Here is a 16,903-nt window from a genome sequence, read left to right as displayed (position 1 = left end):
GTGAGTACTGAAATTCGTGGTGGGATTAACCTGCCTGCACACCGTGAAGAGATTGAACTTCACACCAGCGACGGGCTAACGCTCGTGGGTGAGCTGGCGATGCCGCTCGATGGTGCTCCTGTTGCCACGCTGGTGACGTTGCACCCCCTGCCTACTGCCGGCGGTTTCATGGACTCCCACATCCTGCGCAAGGCAGCAGGTCGATTACCTGCACTGGCGAACATCGCGGTGTTGCGATTCAATACCCGTGGCACAAAGTCTGCTCGTGGACACAGCCACGGAGAGTTTGGTCACGGCATCACGGAACAAGCTGATGTTGCGGCAGCTATGGATTTTGTCGCCGCACGTGGATTGCCCAACCCCTGGTTGGTGGGCTGGTCTTTCGGGACAGAACTGGCGTTGAAGTATGGGCGAGAGCACGCCATTGTGGGAGCCATTTTGCTCTCGCCGCCGCTCCACCGGGCAACCCCCGAAGAGGTTGCTGCCTGGGATGGCGATCATCGTCAACTCATCGCTCTCGTGCCTGAGCTGGATGATTATCTGCAGGGCCCCGAAGCGCGCGAGCGTTTCTCTTCTGTTTCACACATTGACATTGTCGAGGTGGAGGGCGGCAAGCACCTGTGGGTGGGGGAAAACCAAACCAAGCGTGTGCTTAACGAGATTGTTGAACGCGTGAATCCTGCTGCAGTACCCCTACCGGAATGGTGGGATGGTCCTGTCGCAGGCTCCAGCGACTAAGTACTCCTGACGCGGGAGTACTAGGCCTCGTTTTGGGCCGGTATGACCACTTCTTTGATAATCAGCACAATGGATGCTGCGATGGGGATTGCCACCAGTGCACCCAAGATGCCCATCAGCGTTCCACCAGCCAGTGCGGCAATCACCACAATGGAACCGGGGATTGAGATTGCCTTGTTCATGATCTTGGGGCTGAAGACATACGCCTCAACCTGCATATAAATCAGGAAGTAGATGCCGATGATGATGGCAACCTGTGAATCGGCGAGAACGAGCTGACCCAGGGTCACAATGATGGACGCCATCACAGTACCAATGAGTGGGATCAATGCGAACAAGAAAGCCAGGAAGGCAAAGAGCATGACTTGCTTTCCGCCAATGAGGGTCAGCATGATGAATGCCAAAATACCGTTCAACGCTGCCAAAGAGATTTGGCCCACAACATACTTACCCACACCGCCGGTAATCTCTTCGCTCATTTCAACGAACTTCTGACGCTTGCTCAGAGGAACCAGAGAGTAAGCGGTGTCCTTGATGGTTTGCAAAGACGCGGTGAAGTACAGAGTCAAGATAACTACGATTAGCGTGCCCGTCAGAGCGTTAGCAACGCCAACACCAACTGCGAGTGCACCACCAGCAATCTTGCCAATGTTTGCGGGATCTCCAAAGAACTTGCCCACTTCGGTAATGACCTGGTTGACATCAATTACGCTGCCGAATTGCTTTTGAATATAGGCAATCCAGTCCTGTGTTTTCAGCGTCGTAATTTCCTTCGGCAAGGTATTCCACAGCGAGATAATCTGATCGACCATCATGGGCACAACCGCGACCAAGATGGCCACGAAGGCACCGACAACAATGATCACCACGGTGAGGATGGCAGCCCACTTGGGCAGGCCTTTTGCGGTGAGCCATTTCACGGCAGGGTCAAGGCCCAACGAAAGGAAGAGGGCAATAAAGATGTAGGTGAGAACCGTGGCGAGGGACTGAACTGCCGTCATCAACACGATACCCAGGCCGACGCCCAAGCTACCGATCAAACCAGCGCGGAATGCATTCTGGATTCTCATCGGGTACTCCTTAACGTTTGGTAGTCAGCTTCTTCTGAGGCGAAGATTTGCCCAAGCTGTGTTCTAACTCCAACCGTAGCGCGTCAAAGAACGAAGCGACGGCTTCCCGCTCCACGTGGAGGCCATCAATTTGGGAGTAGATAGACGAAATAACGGCCGCAACATACTTCTCGGCGTCGTTAATTTTTTTGCGCGCGAGTTTTTGTGCACTGTCGAGCTCGACAGCTGCCTTTTGACGGGCCTGTTCAACGATACGTTTCGCTTCTTCGGTCGCCGTTGCCTCAAGTCGTTCGCACTCTGATTCAATAGCGCGTTGACGGGTCCGAGCAGTAGCTAGCTGTGCTTCAGCAGCACCAACGTACTTCTCAGTTTGCAGCACGGATTCTTGGTGCCGAATTTGAAGCTCTGCTTCCATCTCTGCACGAATCGCAGCACCGTCCGCATTCAGTTTGAGAATGCTCATAATTTTGTCGTTGACTGAGATTTCAGGGTTGGTTTGTGACGTGAGCACCAACTTCAGCTCTTCTATTTCTCGCTGGGCATCTGCTTTGAGTCGGGCAATTTCGTTGTGGCTCTCGGCGCGAAGGTTCGCTGCGATGGTGGACGCTTCACCTCGTAATTGCAGCGCGTCACTGTGGCCTGCGGCAACTATGTTTTCAGCTGCGGCACGGGCTTCGGTAAGAATTCTCTGTGCTTCTTCCCGAGCTTGGGTAGCAAGTTGTTCAGAGAGTTGTTGTGCTTCGGCACGTGCCTGCTCAAATCCTTCTCGTGCCGCGTCAACGAATTTGTTAGCAGTTTTTTCTGCAGCTGAACGAATGAGCAACGCATCGCTTTCTGCTCTTCGAACAATCTCAGCAGCGAGTTTGTCTGCTTTCTTGAGCTTGTTATTCAGTGCGGTGCTCAATCCTTCAACAGTGGGGGAAGCCTTCACATCTGATTCAAGTTCCAGCTCGGCTAGACGTGCCTCTATTTGCTTGAGTTGAGCGATGGAGTCGTCGTGTAAAGATTTCGCACTGAGTAACTCACGGCGAAGCTTTTGAATGAGGGGATCAACCTCAGCGGGGTCGTATCCGCGCAGGACGCGAGAAAACGATTCTTCCGATGCCACCGTTGACCTCCATAGGCCCCGTCTTGGGGGATTTCCAACTGTGTGAGTCTACCTAGCTGTGCTCCATCGCGCAGGACGGGAGAGGGGTTGAGGCCCCTCTCAGGTTTGTCATCGTGCTTTCGGGTATCTTTATTACTGACTTAACGTGACGCGTCGACGTAACAATCTGATGTCTCGCGGAATACGTGGAGGAGATAATCGTGCGGTTCCTAATTGCCATTGGTGTGTTTGCCGTGGCTGCAGTTTTGCTGGGTGTGGGTGTTGTCCAGAAAGTGTTCTTTGCTGGCGACGAATACACCACCCTCACCACCACGGTGGATACCAATGCTCCCTACATGGTCATTGACGGCAAGACTCTGACCTTGCACGGCACAAACCCCATCATTACTGTCTCGGGAACCAAGGCAACATTTGTCGGCTTTGGTCGTAGTGAAGATGTGGCTGCCTGGATTGGTGCCGATGACTATGACGTTTTGAAGTATTCAACCAAGAAGAGTGACTTCGTCTTTGGTGAGGGAACTACTCATGTCACCGAAGAAACTCCCAAGGAGACTCCGGCACTGACAGAAGCCACCATTGTCACTCCTGAAGGCAGTGACTTGTGGCTGGGGGAGAAGGCCGGTAAGTCGACCGCGACATTGGCTACCTTCTTAGATAAGGACATGTCAGCCATCATCGCCGCTGATGGAAAAACCAATGCTCCAGGCAACGTAACTATCTCGTGGCCTCTTCCCAGCCGTATTCCTTTCGCCACTGGTTTCATCATCGGCGGTGGAATCCTGGCTTTGATTGGTTTGATTCTGTATTTGTGGGCATTGCGCCACGACCGCAACTCTCAAGGTCCACGTCGCCGCGGTCGCCTCCCCAAGCCACCTAAGCCTCGTGCACTGAGCATGCCGAAGCCCTCTTCTTTGGTGAGTGCACTGCCGAAGGGCCGCCGTGGAATTACCCGCGGTTCCAGTTTTATTGCTCTCGGCCTTGCCGGGGCGCTCACCCTGGGTCTGAGCTCGTGTAGTCCCTACAACTCAGGCCAAGGTGTGGTCGAACCAACCCCCACTGCAACGCAGTCGGTAGAAATTGATGGACAGCCACCAGCGGTGTCTGAGCGTCAGCTGCAGCGTATTTTGAGCCGCATCTCAGAAACCGTCACCACGGCAGATGAGACGCTGGATGCCGCGCTGTCGGGAACGCGATTGATTGGCCCAGCCCAGGAGATCCGCGCAGCGAACTATTCCATTCGTAAAGCAGATGGATCAGTAGCATCACTTCCCAAGCTTGCTGCTTCACCGATTACATTCACCATGCCTCAGGCAACGGCCACCTGGCCTCGCCAGGTCATTGCCGTTGTTCAGAATGAGAATGACCCGTCGGTTCCCACCATGGGTCTGATGATGATTCAGAATTCACCTCGTGATAACTATCACGTGGAATACATGGTGACCTTAGAGCCCAATGCCACCGTGCCCACCGTTGCACCTGCGAACGTGGGATCGGCGTTGGTTCCGCCAGATTCAAAGCTGCTACTGATCTCCCCAGACCAGCTCTCAGCGGCATACGGTTCTGTGCTGACGCAGGGAACTGACAGCCCCTATTACGGCCTGTTCGATTTCACTGCTGACACCCTGGTTACCCAAGTTGGTAAAGATTACAAGGCTCAAAAGGCAGCCTCAGTGTCTGAACATGCCTCCCTCGAGTTCAGCCAGAATGCAGGCTCGGGAACACCACTAGGCCTGGCAACATTGGACTCTGGCGCAATCGTGACGGTGAGTTTGAACGAAATCGAAACCGTTCGTCCCACCCAAGCTGGTGCTTCTGTCAGCCCTGAGGGTCAAGCAAAGATCCTCAGCGGTATCAGCACTTCCACCTCGGGCGTCGAATCCACCTATGGCATGGAGCTCGCGTTCTACGTGCCACCACTGGGTAGTAAAGACAAGATTCGTCTCCTGGGTTACACCCAGGGCCTGATTTCTGCGCGAGGTCTCTAATGTCCATGCCGTCTTTGCCTAATCTGCGTGGAGCAGTAGATCTCAGTTCACTGGTCAATCGCCGGCAACAGGGCTCGGTCAACACAGCTGGTGGCACGAGAGCCCCTGGAGAGCCTTCTGCGCCTGTTTCTGCCGGAACGAGAGTTCCTGTTCCTCAGCTGGTGCTAGAGGGAACAGACGCGAACTTCACCGCGATTTTGGACCTGTCTAATCAAGTTCCTGTGATCGTGGACCTCTGGGCAGAAGAAGCCCCCCAATGTGCTGAGCTTTCCCCCATTCTGGAAAAGCTTGTTCTGGCATTTGAGGGACGCCTGATCCTGGTTCGTGTGAACGCGGTAGAAAACCCAGGACTGACCCAGGCATTCCAGGTTCAAACCGCACCAACTACTGCTGCCGTGATCGCAGGACGTCCTCTGCCACTGTTTGCGGGTGTTGCCGGCGAGGCAGATATTTTCAACCTGTTTGAGCAAGTACTCGAACTGGCAGCTCAAAACGGTGTCGTGGGCGTTGCTGCACCTGCCGCTGCCCCTGCGGGAGAGGTTGGTGCTCCCGTTGCACCACCTGCTCCAGCTCTGCCTCCACTCCACCAGGAAGCGTTCGATGCTGCCGAGCGTGCAGATTACCCTGCAGCGATTGCGGCCTGGGAAAAGGCACTCAAGCAAAACCCGCAAGATGCTGATGCCAAAGCTGGCCTGGCACAGATTTCACTGCTTTATCGCCTCCAAGGCAAAGCAATGGCAGATATTCGTGCTGCCGCTGCTGCCAACCCTGACGGTTTAGAGCAGCAGCTCGACGTTGCTGACTTGGATGTTTCCGGAGGCCACGTCGAAGATGCCTTTGACCGACTCTTGGTGCTCTTTCCCAAACTTGATCAGGACGGCAAGAACACTGTTCGTGCACGCCTGTTAGACCTCTTCGAGGTCGTCGGTGTAACTGACCCTGCCGTCAACGCTGCACGTATGCGGCTGACAAACCTGCTTTACTAGCTTTTATTTAGCTGCTTTGTAAAGGAACAGCACACCCAACGGTGGCAGAGTGATGCGGGCAGAGTGCTCGAAGTGTGACCACTGGTCCTTGGTTGCAGTGACCTTGCCCATGTTTCCTACTCCTGAACCGCCAAAGTCGGTTGCATCGGAGTTGAACAATTCCGTCCACACTCCGCCAGAGGGCAAGCCCAGCTGGAAGTCGCTGTGGGGATTACCAGCAAAGTTCGCCACTACGGAAAGGGCATTGCCCTTCTTGTCATAGCGGACAAAAGAAACCACGTTACGGCCATTATCTGCCCCGTCAATCCACTGGAAAGCGTCAGGGTCGCTATCGCGTTCCCACAGCGCTGCAGTGTCTTTATAGACAGCATTGAGCTGTTTGACCATGCGCTGCAGACCTTGGTGGGCTGGCTGTTCCAGAATCCACCAGTCCAGTGAACGTTCCTGGCTCCACTCTGAAGGCTGGCCGAACTCCTGCCCCATGAACAACAACTGCTTGCCTGGGTGGCCCCACATAAACGCCAGATAGGCGCGCATGTTGGCTAGTTTCTGCCAGTGATCACCGGGCATCTTGGCAAGCAAAGATCCCTTGCCGTGAACGACCTCATCGTGAGAGATGGGCAGAACGAAGTTCTCACTAAAGGCATACTGGAAAGAGAATGTGATGTCCCAGTGGTGATACTCGCGATACATCGGGTCGGTGTGGATGTATTCCAGGCTGTCGTGCATCCAGCCCATGTTCCATTTGAAACCAAAGCCCAGTCCGCCACCTTCGGTGGGGGCAGTGACGCCGCCCCACGACGTGGACTCCTCAGCAGTCATGCTCACGCCTGGGTGGTGCTTATAGACAGTGGCGTTTGCTTCTTGTAGGAAGTTGATGGCTTCGAGGTTTTCGCGACCACCGAACTGGTTGGGCAGCCATTGCCCGTCCTCGCGGCTGTAGTCCAGATAGAGCATGGATGCCACAGCATCCACGCGCAGACCATCGATGTGGAATTCTTCAATCCAGTAGAGGGCGTTAGCAACCAGGAAGTTGCGCACCTCATTACGACCAAAGTCAAAGATGTAGGTTCCCCAGTCAGGGTGTTCGCCCTTGCGAGGGTCAGCATGTTCATAGAGTGGCTGGCCGTCGAAACGTGCCAGTGCCCATTCGTCCTTGGGGAAGTGACCGGGAACCCAGTCCAGCAAGACGCCAATACCGGCATCATGGAGGCGATCAATCAAATACTTCAGATCGTCAGGGTTACCAAACCGAGCAGTGGGGGCGTAGTAGCCAGTGACCTGGTATCCCCACGAAGGTCCATAGGGGTGCTCTGCCAACGGCATGAACTCAACGTGGGTGAAGCCAGTCTCCAGCAAGTGACCAATCAGGTCATCGGCTAGTTCACGGTAGGACAGACCCTGACGCCAGGAGCCGACGTGAAGCTCATAGATACTCATCGGTGCAGCGTGGGCTGAGGTCTTGTCTCGCTTGGTCAGCCACTTCTTATCGCCCCACTTGTAGTTCGAGTGGGCAATGACCGAGCCTGTCAGCGGTGGACACTCTGTCTGACGCGCCATGGGATCAGCACGCTCAACCCAGTGACCTGCCTGGGTCAGGATTTCAAACTTGTAGGTTTCACCGGGGTGAACATCGGGAACAAAGAGTTCCCACACGCCACTGGCACCAAGTGAACGCAAAGAGTGGCCTTCGCCATTCCAGCCGTTGAAGGTTCCCTTGACACGCACAGCCTTCGCGTTGGGTGCCCAAACAGAGAACGCGGTTCCTTGAACCGTGCCCTTTACGCCACCGTGACCGATGTAGCGGGCACCGAGAGCCTCCCAGAGACGCTCGTGACGACCTTCACGAATGAGGTGCAGGTCGAGTTCACCCACAGTAGGTGTGAAGCGATACCCGTCTTCGGCAATCCACTGGGCACCATCGGGGTAGCGGGTCTCGATCACGTAATCGGTGAGCCCCAGTGTGTGGGCTCCTTCCCAGATCCCGTGACCTGCGTGTGCCAACTCAATGCGAGTCTTGTTACTCAAGACGGCAATGACTTCGCTGGCCAGTGGCCGACGCGTGCGAATGACAGTGACGGAGTCTGTTGAACCTTCGACAGGGACCAGGTGCTGACCCAGAACACTGTGGGGGTCATAGTGGCTGCCCTGTGCAACCCATGCAAGAAGTCCTTCATCGAGGGAAGGGGTGTGCCATTCGGTGGCACCCTTTGTTTTCTTGACGGTCTTCTTCACGGGTGTCTTTTCTGCAGTGGTCTTCTTCACAGGTTTCTTTTCAGTCATTAGTTCACCTTGCTCACGTGCAGGATGTGGACAGGCTCAGTAAAGGGGTCGAGACGAACATAGTTATCTGCGGTCCAGTTCCATACTGTTCCGGTAACCAAATTGGTCACTTCAAAACTGTCGCCGTGCTGGGCACCCAGAGTTGTGAGGTCCAGATGCACAGTGGTTTCACGCACCGAGTGTGGATCGGTGTTCACCACCACGATGATGGTGTCGTTCTTGCCGGTGCCTGTGAACTGGGCATCAAGGTGCTTGCTGTAACACAAGATGGCATCGTCGTCCGTGCGCTGAATGGTGATGTTGCGCAGTTGGCCAAGTGCAGGGTGTTCGGCACGAATGTGGTTGAGCGTCGTGAGGTAGGGCGCCAGTGAGGTGCCTTCTTTCTCAATAGCGGCCCAGTCACGGAACTTGTATTCGAACTTTTCGTTGTCGATGTATTCCTCAGCTCCAGGCCGAGCCACAGATTCGAAGAGTTCAAATCCGGTATACACGCCCCACAGCGGTGCTGCGGTTGCTGCCAAGGTGGCACGGATCGTGAACGCGGCAGGGCCACCAAATTGCAGATACTCGGTCAAAATATCTGGAGTATTCACGAACAAGTTAGGTCGCATAAAGTCGGCAGTATCGGTGGAGATACTGCGGAAGAACTCTTCAAGCTCCCACTTGGTGTTGCGCCAGGTGAAATAGGAATATGACTGCTGGAAACCGATTTTGGCAAGCGTTTGCATCATCGCAGGGCGGGTAAACGCTTCTGCCAAGAAGATCACATCAGGGTGCTCGGCATTAACGGTCTTGATCAGCCACTCCCAGAACTCCACGGTTTTGGTGTGGGGATTATCTACTCGGAAAATCTTGATTCCCTGAGAAATCCAGAACAAGACAATTCGCAACACCTCAGCACGAATACCTTCAGGGTCGTTATCGAAGTTGATGGGATAGATGTCCTGATACTTCTTGGGAGGATTCTCCGCATAGGCAATCGAGCCATCAGGCAAGGTGGTGAAGAACTCGTGGTGGGTCTTCACCCAGGGGTGATCCGGCGCTGCCTGCAACGCAAGATCCAGAGCAACCTCAAGACCGTTTTTCTTGGCTTCCTTCACAAAATATGCAAAGTCCTTGAAATCACCCAGGTCTGGGTGAATAGCGTCATGACCGCCATCGGCTGAGCCAATAGCCCAGGGAGATCCCGGGTCACCAGGCTTGGTCACCAACGTGTTGTTAGGCCCCTTGCGGTTGATTGTGCCAATCGGGTGAATCGGCGGCATATATAAAACGTTGAAGCCCATCTTGCCCACTGCGGGCAGGCGTTTGGCGGCGGTGCGGAAGTTTCCAGAAACCCAGGAACCGTCCGAGTTCTTCTTCGCTCCTTCAGAGCGTGGGAAGAACTCATACCAGTTAGCGTTTCCAGCAAGACTGCGTTCAACCAGCAGCGGATACTCAGCTGAATACGTCTCCAAACTAGAGATAGGAGCTCCAGCAAGGAGTTTGTCGATCGCTTCACCCTCTGCCTGAGAGAAGCGCACAAGAGGATCAACAGACGTATCGGCTAGTGCCTCGGCAATTGCTGCCAATTTTTTGCGTGAAGTTGCAGTGCGTGAGGCTTCTTTACTAGCCCTGGCAAACAATTGAGAGCCAATAGTGAGCATGAGCTCAACATCAATCCCTAACGGGATCTTCACTTCGGCATTGTGGTGCCACGTGGCGTAGTCATCCGAGTAGGCCTCAATAGTGAAACTCCACATACCGGTTTTATCTAGCTGTGCCTGTGCGTTCCAGCGATCCGTTCCCAGAGCAACCTGGTGCATCTGGATTCGGGTCGACTTTCCATCAGGTGCGCGCAAGTGCAGGGCAACACCGATAGCGTCGTGACCTTCACGGAAAGCGGTGGCCCCAAAGGGCACAACTTCGCCAACAAAGGCCTTAGGAGTGAGCTCAGGCACGCCTAAATCAGGGGTCACATTGAGAATGGGCAAGCGTCCGATGGAGGAGGGTTCCATAAACGAAAACTAGCGCATATTTATATCGCTGAGGTAACGACTAATTTGCGGCGTTGAACAACAAAATCGAGGTGCCGGTGAGCTTGAAGGTTTCACCCGGGCGCAACACACCAGGAACCTCGCGAGGAGTGTGGTGGGGGCTAAACCACAGCGGCTCATAGAACTGAACACCATCATGCTTAGGAACAACCACAGAGGTGGGCTGTTCGGTGCCGTGGATGATCATCAGAATGCGGTTGAATTCTTCATTTTCTGGAGTACTTGCTGCGACGTATTGCAGGGTGCGGTTGTGAGGATCTTCCCAGTCCTCGTTCTCCATCATTTCGCCCTGGGTGTTATACCAATCCACCTGGCTAGCGCTCGGGATGCGCTCGCCGAAGACACCAAAACGTGTGGGGCGAAGCGCAGGATGTTCACGGCGCATCTTGGCCAAGTGCTTTGTGGTGGCCAGCATGTCTTGCTGCCACTCCTGCAACTCCCAGTTGACCCAGGTCAGGGGAGAGTCATGACAGTAGGCGTTGTTGTTTCCGTGCTGGGTGCGACCAAACTCATCACCAGCAGTAATCATGGGGATACCAGCGGAAAGCATCAGTGTGCCCATCAAGTTGCGCATTGTGCGACGACGAGCGGCAATAATGTCGGGGTTGTCTGTGGGGCCCTCAACGCCGTGGTTGAACGAGCGGTTGTCATTGGCGCCATCGCGGTTGTCTTCACCATTACCGATGTTGTGCTTGTAGTTATACGTCGTCAGGTCGTTGAGCGTGAAGCCATCATGTGCAGTAATGAAGTTCACAGAAGCAACAGGGCCACGCTCTGCGGAGAACGTATTGCTTGAACCCGCCAGGCGAGTGGCAAAGCCACCGACACCTGTCGGTGCAATGCCCGTCTCACGTGCTTGCGCGATATCTGGCAGCCAGAAGTTACGAATGCGGTCGCGGTAGCGATCATTCCATTCGTGCCAGCCGTCGGCGAAGTTACCAGTTTGCCAGCCACCCATGCCCACATCCCAGGGCTCAGCAATGAGCTTGGTGGTGGAGAGAATTGGATCAGTGCGGATTGCCTCGAGTAGAGGGTGCTCACGCTGGTATTCAGCCTTTTCGTCGCGGCCGAGAGTGACGGCGAGGTCAAAGCGGAAACCATCCACCTGGGTTTCTTCTGCCCAATAGCGCAGAGAGTCCAGAATGAGCTGTTGAACAACCTGCTTGGATGCGTTGAGAGAATTGCCGCAGCCGGTGGTGTCGATGTAGTTACCGTCTTCGTCCTGGCGGTAGTAGGACGCGTTGTCGAGACCGCGGAAGCTCAGGCGAGGGCCGCCCTTTCCTTCCTCTGCAGTGTGGTTATAAACCACATCAAGAATGACTTCGAGCCCAGCATCATGCAGGTCTTTGACCATTTGCTTGAACTCACGCAGAACAGCTGAAGGTCCCTCTTCGCGAGAAGCCTTGGTCGCATAGGCAGCGTGTGGCGTGAAAAAGTTGAGGGTGTTGTAACCCCAGTAGTTCGTCACACCTTGGTCAAGAAGATGCTCTTCAGAGATGAACGAGTGTACCGGGAGGAGTTCCACAGCCGTAACGCCGAGCTCCTTGAGGTAGGTGGTCATGGTTTCGTGACCCAGACCTGCATAGGTTCCACGAAGTTCTAGGGGAACACCCGGGTGCATCTTGGTCAAACCACGTACATGAGCTTCATAAATAACAGATTGATCCAGAGGATTCTCTGGCTTCTTTGTTGTTCCCCAGTCAAAGCTCGTATCGACCACGACAGAGCGCCACTGATTGCCAACCTTGGTGAGGCCTTTGGCATAGGGGTCAATCAGGAGCTCTTCAGCAGAGAAAGAATCCTGAGGCCCAGAAGGACCCCAAGCTTGCAGGGCATACTCTGCCCCAGGAACTAAAGCTGCACTGGAAGAGCTCCACACGCCAGCCTTGCCCTTGGTCAATGAATGACGTTCAGCAATGTGATTACTGCCTGGTGCATCGTAGATAACGATGTCGATACCCTCGGCACTGTCGCTAAAGACCTTGATCTCGCCGCCGCTTCGGGTCAGGCGCACGCCAAGGTCTTTGAGTGTGGGAGGGATAGACACTCGAAATAGACTAGCCAGATAATCGCCATCACGTTTTGATGCCGTAGGTGTGCCGTAAATCGGTTACCAGAAGAAAACAGTCGAGAAGGAGATCTCCGTGGTTGCTTACCTCGATCACGCAGCGTCTACTCCTGTGCGCCCTGAAGCAACCAAGGCGTTCACTGATGCTTTAGAGCATGTAGGTAATCCTTCTTCTGTCCACCGCCACGGTCAGGCAGCCAGGGCACTGGTTGAAGATGCCCGTGAATACCTGGCAACTGTTCTGGGTTGTCAGCCCATAGAGGTCATCTTCACTTCAGGTGGCACAGAGTCCATCAACCTGGCGCTGATTGGACTCTTCCGTGCAGCGGTTGAGAAAGATTCCAAGCGCAATCGCATCGTTGTGCCCGAAGCGGAACACCACGCAACCCTCGACACTGTATTATGGCTTCAGCAACATGAAGGTGCCGTTCTGGAATGGGTGCCAGTAGACAACCTGGGCCGCATCAATGTTCAGGAATATCGTGACACCCTCGAACGTGCTGGAAAAGCCGTGGCATTGACCACCATGCTTTGGGCAAACAATGAGGTTGGCACTATTCAGCCCGTGGCAGAGATAGCCGCGCTCGCCGCAGAACACTCTGTGCCGCTTCACATTGATGCCGTCTCGGCATTCGGACACATCCCCATCAACTTTGCGCAGCTCAGAGATACATCGGGTGCTTCCGGAAATGCGGGGCTGGTAGCCATGAGCATTTCCGGGCATAAGTTTGGCTCTGTGCCAGGGGTTGGTGCACTTATTGTGTCGCGCGAAGCCCAACTCGAGCCATTAATTCATGGCGGTGGGCAACAACGCGGACTGCGCAGCGGAACACTCGATGCGCCAGCCATTTCCTCAATGGCTATCGCGGCCCTGATGGTGGACAAAGCCTTCGCACACGAACATGAACGCCTCACAGCTCTGCGCGATGTCACTATTGCGAAGATTCAGGAACTTGTCCCCGATGCTGTGCTCAGTGGTGATCCCGTGAATCGTCTGGATAACAACGTGAACTTCACCTTCCCCGGATGTCAAAGCGATTCACTGTTGTTCTTGCTCGATGCCATGGGGGTCTCTGTTTCCACAGGATCTGCCTGCCAGGCAGGCGTTGCCCAACCTTCTCATGTGTTGCTAGCCATGGGGCACGACGAACGCGGTGCATCATCTGCTTTGCGCATCTCCCTCGGGCACAGCACCACTGAAGCAGAACTTGAAGAATTCTTTGCTGCACTTCCTGAGGCTGTAGAGCGTGCTCGCAAAGCTGGAACCACGATCTAGCTTCACTACAGGCTGAATCGAACTGGCCCAGTGTCAGCTCTCCACCGCTTAAACTTGAATCATGCGTGTACTAGCGGCAATGAGTGGTGGAGTGGACTCCGCCGTTGCTGCTGCACGAGCTGTTGAGGCTGGTCACGACGTAGTCGGAGTTCACTTAGCACTTAGTCGCATGCCGGGCACTTTGCGCACCGGTGCACGCGGGTGCTGCACCATCGAAGATTCGATGGATGCGCAGCGCGCAGCCACCATGCTCGGAATTCCCTACTACGTGTGGGATTTTTCTGAGCGCTTCAAAGCTGATGTGGTCGATGACTTCATTGCTGAATACCAGGCTGGTCGCACACCCAACCCCTGCATGCGCTGCAACGAAAAGATTAAGTTTGCTGCCCTGATGGAAAAGGCATTGGCGCTGGGTTTTGATGCCGTCTGCACAGGTCACTACGCCACCATCGTGCTCGATAAGCAAGGCAATCGAGAACTTCACCGTGCTAGTGCATGGGCAAAGGATCAGTCCTATGTCCTAGGTGTTCTCACCGCTGAACAACTAGCTCACGCTATGTTTCCGCTGGGAGACACTCCTTCTAAGGACCTCATTCGTGCTGAAGCAGCTGAGCGTGGCCTGAGCGTGGCACACAAGCCCGACAGTCACGACATTTGCTTCATCCCTGATGGAGACACCCGTGGCTGGCTTGCTGACCGTGTGGGCATCTCTGAAGGTGACATTGTCGACACCGAGGGACACAAGCTCGGAACACATGAAGGAACACCCGGTTTCACTATTGGTCAGCGCAAGGGTCTCCACATTGGCCGCCCTGCACCCGATGGACAGCCCCGCTTTGTTCTCGAGATTCGCCCTAAGACCAACACGGTAGTCGTGGGTCCTAAGGAAGCGCTCGACATCACAGAAATTGCTGGCACCAACTACACCTGGTGCGGGCAAGCTCAGATAGATCCTGAACAGCCCTTCGAGGTTGATGTACAGATCCGTGCTCACGCAGACCCTGTGCCCGCAATTGCGCAATTGGTGGGGGAGGAACTTGTTGTCCGCCCCAGTGACCCACTGAACTCTGTCGCAGCAGGCCAAACCGCAGTGATCTATGTGGGAACAAGAGTTCTGGGACAGTTCACAATTTCTCGAACAGTGAGCGATGTAAACACGGTGTTGACCGAATCGACTGCCTCGTGAGTGACGCACTCTTTGGCGATGACCTCGGGATTGAGGCAGAAGCACTTCAGTCTGAATTTGAGAAAGCCCAGCACGAAGCTGAAGCGCTCACTTCCAAAATCTTGGATGCTCGTGATGCTTATTACGAACGCGACGAGAGCCTGATCGCCGATGTCGAGTATGACGCCTTGATTCATCGCCTCGAAGAAATCGAGGCACTCTATCCAGAGCTCCAAGGCCAAGACAGTCCCACACTCTCGGTCGGGGGTAAAGCAACAGAACTCTTTGCGCCGGTCACTCACGCAGCACGCATGATGAGCCTAGACAATGTCTTCTCAGAAGAGCAGTTCATGGACTGGGCTGCACGCATCAAGAAAGACACCGGGCGGGAGGTTAACTTTCTCTGTGAGCTGAAGATTGATGGCTTGGCCATCAATCTGCGTTATGAGAATGGCTCGCTCGTTTCTGCTGCCACACGTGGTGACGGTGTTGTCGGTGAAGATGTCACAGCTAACGTTCTGACTATCAAGTCGATCCCCACGAAACTATCTGGAACTGGTCACCCTGCACTGGTTGAAGTTCGTGGGGAGATCTTCTTCCCCGTTGAGGCATTCAGAAAGCTCAACGTTGAACTTGCTCAGGCAGGGGAGAAGGTTTTTGCTAACCCTCGAAATGCAGCCAGTGGCTCTTTGCGTCAGAAGGATCCTGAGAAGACCGCTACGCGCCCACTGGCCATGTTGGTGCACGGCATTGGCGCGTGGGAAGACGCACCTGTTCCCACACAGTCTGAAGTTTATGAACTCTTGAAGAGTTGGGGATTACCCACATCCACTCACTACCGCGTAGTCAATTCAGCAGCTGACGCTGCTGCTTTCATTCGTGAGATCGGTGCTGCCCGTGATTCTGTTGAGCACGAGATTGACGGAATCGTCATCAAAGTCGATGACATGGCAACTCAGCGAGAGCTGGGTGCCACCTCTCGAGCACCGCGCTGGGCCATCGCCTATAAATATCCACCTGAGCAGGTCAACACCAAGCTGCTAGATATTCGGGTGAGTGTTGGTCGCACCGGACGGGCAACGCCCTATGCGGTCGTCGAGCCCGTGAAGGTTGCCGGCTCCACCGTTGAGTTCGCCACCCTCCACAACCAAGACGTCGTCAAAGCCAAGGGTGTGCTCATCGGTGACACCATCGTGATCCGCAAAGCAGGAGACGTCATCCCCGAGGTTCTCGGTCCTGTCCTAGAGCTTCGTGATGGCACGGAACGTGCCTTCGTCATGCCTAAGGGGTGCCCTGAGTGCGGTGCACAGCTTGCACCGGCTTCCGAGGGCGATATTGATCTTCGCTGCCCCAACCAGAAGAGCTGTCCAGCTCAGGTTCGCGGACGTGTGGAACACATTGGTTCCCGCGGTGGTCTAGATATTGAAGGCCTGGGAGAGGTTGCGGCCACGGCGCTGACCAACCACAAAGATGGTGAACAGCCACCGCTAGAAACCGAAGCTAACCTGTTTGCGTTGACCTTGGAGGATCTCAAGAAGGTTCCCTACTTCGTCAATGCAGATGGCACCGAGTCAAAGAACGCGGTTGAACTCATTGCAAACCTCGAGCTGGCTAAGACCAAGCCGTTGTGGCGCTTACTGGTCTCTCTCAATATTCGCCACGTGGGCCCTGTTGCCGCACGAGCATTGGCTAATCACTTTGGTTCCCTTAACGCCATTCGTGCAGCCAGCATCGACGAGCTGGCTGCTGTCGATGGTGTGGGAACCATCATCGCTGAATCGCTGAAGAGCTGGTTCGACGTTGATTGGCACCAAGACATCGTCGCGCACTGGAAAGCAGCTGGTGTTCAGTTTGAGATTCCAGGCCATGCAGGCCCAGGTGCTGCTGAGGCTATTGAAGGACCTTGCTCGGGTTTGACCATCGTTGCAACCGGATCACTTGAAGGCTTTACCCGTGAAGGTGCTCAAGAAGCCATCATTGCTGCCGGTGGCAAGGCCGCATCAAGTGTCTCCAAGAAGACAGACTTTGTTGCTGCGGGTCCAGGCGCAGGATCTAAGCTCACGAAGGCAGAGGAGCTGGGTATAACAGTGCTGGATGCTGCTGGTTTCAAGAGACTGTTAGAAGGCGGCCCAGCAGCAATCTAGTTATTGAACTTAAAGTAATGATCCCCACGTAATAAACGTGGGGA

At 54.7% G+C, this 16,903-nt stretch carries 11 protein-coding genes; 6 read left to right on the top strand and 5 right to left on the bottom strand.

Annotated features, from left to right (window positions below):
* Positions 1 to 738, top strand: a complete 738-nt coding sequence (locus M2120_RS03015; protein ID WP_280797240.1) for an alpha/beta hydrolase — start codon at positions 1 to 3, stop codon at positions 736 to 738.
* A 20-nt stretch (positions 739 to 758) separates the two neighbouring features.
* Here M2120_RS03015 and M2120_RS03010 read toward each other — a convergent pair whose 3' ends face one another.
* Both M2120_RS03010 and M2120_RS03005 read right to left on the bottom strand, forming a co-directional pair.
* Complete coding sequence (locus M2120_RS03010; protein WP_280797239.1) at positions 759 to 1,808, bottom strand: AI-2E family transporter; 1,050 nt, start codon at positions 1,806 to 1,808, stop codon at positions 759 to 761.
* Between the two features lie 10 nt (positions 1,809 to 1,818).
* On the bottom strand, positions 1,819 to 2,916 hold the full coding sequence (locus tag M2120_RS03005; RefSeq protein ID WP_280797238.1) for a DivIVA domain-containing protein: 1,098 nt from the start codon (positions 2,914 to 2,916) through the stop codon (positions 1,819 to 1,821).
* A gap of 200 nt (positions 2,917 to 3,116) precedes the next feature.
* On the opposite strand from M2120_RS03005, the gene M2120_RS03000 reads away from it, so the two are divergent.
* Positions 3,117 to 4,901: a hypothetical protein gene (locus M2120_RS03000; RefSeq protein WP_280797237.1), complete on the top strand. Its 1,785-nt coding sequence runs from the start codon at positions 3,117 to 3,119 to the stop codon at positions 4,899 to 4,901.
* Positions 4,901 to 5,887, top strand: a complete 987-nt coding sequence (locus M2120_RS02995; protein ID WP_280797236.1) for a tetratricopeptide repeat protein — start codon at positions 4,901 to 4,903, stop codon at positions 5,885 to 5,887. Before M2120_RS03000 ends, M2120_RS02995 begins: the two co-directional genes overlap by 1 nt.
* Positions 5,888 to 5,890: 3 nt before the next feature.
* Here the strand turns inward: M2120_RS02995 and glgB are convergent, their stop codons facing one another.
* Genes glgB through glgX form a run of 3 tightly spaced genes read right to left on the bottom strand, consistent with a single transcriptional unit; the run spans position 5,891 to position 12,253 of the window.
* A complete protein-coding gene (gene glgB / locus M2120_RS02990) occupies positions 5,891 to 8,170 on the bottom strand; it encodes a 1,4-alpha-glucan branching protein GlgB (RefSeq protein ID WP_280797235.1) in 2,280 nt (759 codons plus the stop codon).
* Positions 8,170 to 10,167 (bottom strand): maltotransferase domain-containing protein, encoded by a 1,998-nt coding sequence (locus tag M2120_RS02985; RefSeq protein WP_280797234.1) that lies wholly within the window; start codon positions 10,165 to 10,167, stop codon positions 8,170 to 8,172. The genes glgB and M2120_RS02985 overlap by 1 nt, the downstream gene beginning before the upstream one ends.
* A 40-nt stretch (positions 10,168 to 10,207) precedes the next feature.
* On the bottom strand, positions 10,208 to 12,253 hold the full coding sequence (gene glgX, locus M2120_RS02980; RefSeq protein WP_280797233.1) for a glycogen debranching protein GlgX: 2,046 nt from the start codon (positions 12,251 to 12,253) through the stop codon (positions 10,208 to 10,210).
* Positions 12,254 to 12,350: 97 nt separating this feature from the next.
* On the opposite strand from glgX, the gene M2120_RS02975 reads away from it, so the two are divergent.
* The 3 genes from M2120_RS02975 to ligA all read left to right on the top strand — a co-directional run bounded on the left by M2120_RS02975 (position 12,351) and on the right by ligA (position 16,859).
* The gene (locus M2120_RS02975; RefSeq protein ID WP_280797232.1) at positions 12,351 to 13,550 is read left to right on the top strand and encodes a cysteine desulfurase family protein; all 1,200 of its coding nucleotides are present in this window, start codon (positions 12,351 to 12,353) and stop codon (positions 13,548 to 13,550) included.
* A 61-nt stretch (positions 13,551 to 13,611) separates the two neighbouring features.
* Positions 13,612 to 14,736, top strand: coding sequence for a tRNA 2-thiouridine(34) synthase MnmA (gene mnmA, locus M2120_RS02970; protein ID WP_280797231.1), 1,125 nt, complete (start codon positions 13,612 to 13,614; stop codon positions 14,734 to 14,736).
* Positions 14,733 to 16,859: an NAD-dependent DNA ligase LigA gene (gene ligA, locus M2120_RS02965; protein ID WP_432418529.1), complete on the top strand. Its 2,127-nt coding sequence runs from the start codon at positions 14,733 to 14,735 to the stop codon at positions 16,857 to 16,859. Before mnmA ends, ligA begins: the two co-directional genes overlap by 4 nt.
* The last annotated feature ends 44 nt before the right edge of the window (positions 16,860 to 16,903 follow it).

It is taken from the genome of Aurantimicrobium minutum (assembly GCF_029893825.1).
In the GTDB taxonomy this organism is placed as follows: Bacteria; Actinomycetota; Actinomycetes; order Actinomycetales; family Microbacteriaceae; genus Aurantimicrobium; species Aurantimicrobium minutum_C.
This window is presented reverse-complemented; position numbering and strand designations above follow the sequence as displayed.

Coding starts and splice junctions, on each gene's coding strand:
- glgB (WP_280797235.1), bottom strand. CDS start 8,170: ATGACTGAAAAGAAACCTGTGAAGAAGACCACTGCAGAAAAGACACCC.
- M2120_RS02995 (WP_280797236.1), top strand. CDS start 4,901: ATGTCCATGCCGTCTTTGCCTAATCTGCGTGGAGCAGTAGATCTCAGT.
- mnmA (WP_280797231.1), top strand. CDS start 13,612: ATGCGTGTACTAGCGGCAATGAGTGGTGGAGTGGACTCCGCCGTTGCT.
- M2120_RS03010 (WP_280797239.1), bottom strand. CDS start 1,808: ATGAGAATCCAGAATGCATTCCGCGCTGGTTTGATCGGTAGCTTGGGC.
- M2120_RS02985 (WP_280797234.1), bottom strand. CDS start 10,167: ATGGAACCCTCCTCCATCGGACGCTTGCCCATTCTCAATGTGACCCCT.